Here is a 3,697-nt window from a genome sequence, read left to right on the forward strand (position 1 = left end):
TGGCGGAATGTTCATCATGGCCGGCAACATCATCGTGCGTCAGCGCGGCACCCAATTCCACGCCGGTTACGGCGTTGGCATGGGTAAAGATCACACCCTCTTCGCCAAAATCGAAGGCGTGATCAAGTTTGAAGTAAAAGGCGCCTTCGGTCGTCGTTACGTGAGCGTAATCGCGGCCTAATCGCGAGATCGCTGGAAGAGCCCTGTCTTGCGACGGGGCTTTTTCGTTTGTGGGGTGAGTCTCTTGCAAAGCTGTTTGTATGGGCTGTCGGCGTGCGAAGCAGGTCGTGTTTTGGGGTCGCTGCGCTCATTTTTGCAAGAGTCTTATGTCTTGATTGTTTTTCGGCTCGTCCGTACGGCGAGAGGCGTTGGTTATGAAGTTTGTTGATGAAGTATCGATTCGCGTAAAGGCTGGTGATGGCGGTAATGGCGCCATGAGTTTCCGTCGGGAAAAGTTCATCGAGAACGGTGGTCCGAACGGTGGTGATGGTGGTGATGGTGGTTCCATCTACATGATGGCCGACGAAAACCTCAACACCCTGGTGGACTACCGTTACACCCGGCATTTCGATGCTGAGCGTGGCTCCAATGGTGGCAGCACCGACTGCACCGGCAAAAAGGGTGAAGACCTGATCCTGCGTGTTCCGGTCGGTACGACCGTGATCGACTCCGGGACTCAGGAGGTCATTGGTGACCTGACCAAGGCTGGCCAGAAGTTGATGGTCGTGCAGGGCGGTTGGCACGGTCTGGGCAATACCCGTTTCAAATCCAGTACCAACCGTGCGCCGCGCCAGACCACGCCGGGCAAGCCGGGCGAGCAGCGCGACCTGAAGCTGGAAATGAAAGTGTTGGCCGACGTAGGTCTGCTGGGCTTGCCGAATGCCGGTAAAAGTACCTTTATCCGTTCGGTTTCGGCCGCCAAGCCGAAGGTCGCCGATTACCCGTTCACCACGTTGGTCCCGAACCTGGGTGTGGTCAGCGTCGATCGCTGGAAGAGCTTCGTCATTGCCGACATCCCGGGCTTGATCGAAGGCGCTTCCGACGGTGCCGGCCTGGGGATTCGCTTCCTCAAGCACTTGGCGCGTACGCGTCTGTTGCTGCACCTCGTGGATATGGCGCCGCTGGATGACACCAGTGCGCCGGATGCGGCTGAGGTCATCGTCAATGAGCTGATCAAGTTCAGTCCGTCCCTGGCTGAGCGTGACCGTTGGTTGGTGCTGAACAAGTGCGACCAGATCCTTGAGGAGGAGCACGATGCTCGCGTCAAGGAGATCGTTGATCGTCTGGAGTGGACAGGTCCGGTCTACGTGATCTCGGCAATTGCCAAGATCGGTACGGAGCGTCTGTGCCACGACATCATGCGTTACATGGAAGATCGTGCCGATCGCCTTGCTGCCGACCCGGCTTACAAGGAAGAACTGGCTGATCTCGATCAGCGCATTGAAGACGAAGCCCGCGCGCAGTTGCAGGCGCTGGATGACAAGCGTGCCCTGCGTCGCAGTGGCGTGAAGTCGGTCCACGACATCGGCGACGATGATTGGGATGAAGAAGACGTGGATGACGAAGACGGTCCGGAAATCATTTACGTGCGTGACTGATTCGTTGCAGTAAACTTAAGCGCCGCTCAATCGAGCGGCGTTTTAGTATCTGGAAATCGATCGTTGGTCACCAATAGCCACGATTAACGTCACGGGCAGTGCCAGGTCGCGCTGTCCTCAAGCTAAGGTTGAAGATGATGCGGAGCAAGGTGACAGGTGCGCAGCGTTGGGTCGTGAAGATCGGCAGCGCTTTGCTGACAGCTGATGGCAAAGGGCTGGATCGCGCGGCAATGAGTGTCTGGGTCGAGCAGATGGTGGCCCTGCATGAGGCGGGTGTCGAGTTGGTGCTGGTGTCTTCCGGGGCGGTGGCGGCCGGCATGAGCCGTCTGGGCTGGACCGCACGACCCAGTGCGATGCACGAGCTTCAGGCTGCGGCGGCAATCGGTCAGATGGGCTTGGTGCAGGCTTGGGAATCAAGCTTTGCCGAGCATGGTCGGCACACCGCGCAGATTCTCCTGACTCACGACGACCTCTCTGACCGCAAGCGCTATCTGAATGCCCGCAGCACCTTGCGTGCGCTGGTCGAGCTGAAAGTCATTCCGGTGATCAACGAGAACGACACCGTGGTCACTGATGAAATCCGTTTTGGCGACAACGACACGCTGGCGGCGTTGGTGGCCAACCTGGTCGAGGCTGATCTGCTGGTGATCCTGACGGATCGCGATGGCATGTTCGATGCTGATCCGCGCAACAATCCCGATGCTCAGTTGATTTACGAGGCGCGTGCCGATGATCCGGGCCTGGATGCGGTGGCGGGTGGTACAGGTGGCGCGCTGGGGCGTGGTGGTATGCAAACCAAGCTGCGTGCGGCGCGTCTGGCGGCTCGTTCCGGCGCACACACCATCATCGTGGGTGGGCGTCTTGAGCGTGTGCTTGATCGCTTGAAGGCGGGTGAGCGTATCGGCACGTTGTTGTCGCCTGAGCGCGGCATGCTGGCGGCGCGTAAGCAGTGGTTGGCAGGGCACCTGCAAACCCGTGGTACGTTGGTGTTGGATGATGGTGCGGTGTCGGCGCTGTCCCGGGGTAACAAGAGTCTGTTGCCGGTGGGTGTGAAACTGGTGCAGGGGAGTTTCCGGCGCGGTGAAATGGTGGTTTGCGTGGCGCCGGATGGTCGTGAGATCGCTCGTGGCCTAGCCAACTACAGTGCGCTGGAGGCGCAAAAAATCATCGGTCAATCGTCGGATGCGATTGTCGGTTTGCTCGGTTACATGGCTGAACCTGAACTGGTTCACCGTGACAATCTGATTTTGGTGTAAGGAAAACTCATGCGCGTAGCAAAAGGATTGTTGGGCCTGTTGATGGTGCTGCCATTGCTGGCTTCGGCTGAAGAAATTGGTCAGGTGTCGACAGTGTTCAAGTTTGTCGGTCCGAACGACCGGATCGTGGTCGAGGCTTTCGATGATCCGAAAGTCGAGGGTGTGACCTGTTACCTCTCGCGCGCCAAGACGGGTGGCGTGAAGGGTGGCTTGGGGCTGGCTGAAGATCGTGCCGAGGCATCGATTGCTTGTCGTCAGGTCGGTTCGATCAAGTTCAAGGGCGAGCTTAAGGATGGCGAAGAGGTGTTCAAGGAGCGCACTTCGCTGGTATTCAAAACCATGCAAGTGGTGCGTTTCCTCGATAAGAAGCGCAATACGCTGGTGTACCTGGTCTATAGCGATCGCTTGATCGAGGGCAGTCCGCAGAATGCGGTGACGGCGATCCCGATTTTGCCGTGGATGCCGGCCGGGCAGTAAAAGCGTCAATCTAAATGTGGGGGCGGGCTTGCTCGCGAAGGTGTCGTGTCAGTTGCTGGGTATGTCAGCTGACAGATTGCATTCGCGAACAAGCCTGCTCCCACATTTTTTCTGCCTTTATCAAATTACAGGCAATAAAAAACCGACCCTAAGGTCGGCTTTTTAATGACTACGTCGATTAAGCAGCAGTTTTCAGTGCTTTGACGTGGCCATTCAGACGGCTCTTATGACGAGCAGCCTTGTTCTTGTGGATGATGCCTTTATCGGCCATACGGTCGATAACTGGCACAGCCAGAACGTATGCAGCTTGAGCTTTTTCAGCGTCTTTTGCGTCGATGGCTTTAACTACATTCTTGATGTAGGTAC

5 protein-coding genes are annotated in these 3,697 nt (G+C 57.3%); 4 read left to right on the forward strand and 1 reads right to left on the reverse strand.

All coding sequences use genetic code 11. The features are described 5' to 3' along the window. The 4 genes from ACIOWA_RS27580 to ACIOWA_RS27595 all read left to right on the forward strand — a co-directional run. On the forward strand, positions 1-181 hold a 181-nt coding region (locus tag ACIOWA_RS27580; RefSeq protein WP_401162891.1), incomplete at its 5' end, for a 50S ribosomal protein L27. A 193-nt stretch (positions 182-374) separates the two neighbouring features. After that, positions 375-1,598, forward strand: a complete 1,224-nt coding sequence (cgtA, locus tag ACIOWA_RS27585) for an Obg family GTPase CgtA (protein WP_339493856.1) — start codon at positions 375-377, stop codon at positions 1,596-1,598. 137 nt (positions 1,599-1,735) lie between these two features. Continuing rightward, complete coding sequence (proB, locus tag ACIOWA_RS27590) at positions 1,736-2,854, forward strand: glutamate 5-kinase (RefSeq protein ID WP_339432817.1); 1,119 nt, start codon at positions 1,736-1,738, stop codon at positions 2,852-2,854. 9 nt (positions 2,855-2,863) lie between these two features. Beyond that, positions 2,864-3,331, forward strand: coding sequence for a CreA family protein (locus tag ACIOWA_RS27595; RefSeq protein ID WP_221730102.1), 468 nt, complete (start codon positions 2,864-2,866; stop codon positions 3,329-3,331). A gap of 178 nt (positions 3,332-3,509) precedes the next feature. Here ACIOWA_RS27595 and rpsT read toward each other — a convergent pair. Then, positions 3,510-3,697, reverse strand: a 188-nt coding sequence (gene rpsT / locus ACIOWA_RS27600) for a 30S ribosomal protein S20 (protein WP_401162892.1), incomplete at its 5' end; no start/stop codon positions are given.

The sequence above is a fragment of the Pseudomonas sp. NPDC087614 genome (assembly GCF_044743485.1).
Taxonomy (GTDB): domain Bacteria; phylum Pseudomonadota; class Gammaproteobacteria; order Pseudomonadales; family Pseudomonadaceae; genus Aquipseudomonas; species Aquipseudomonas baetica_A.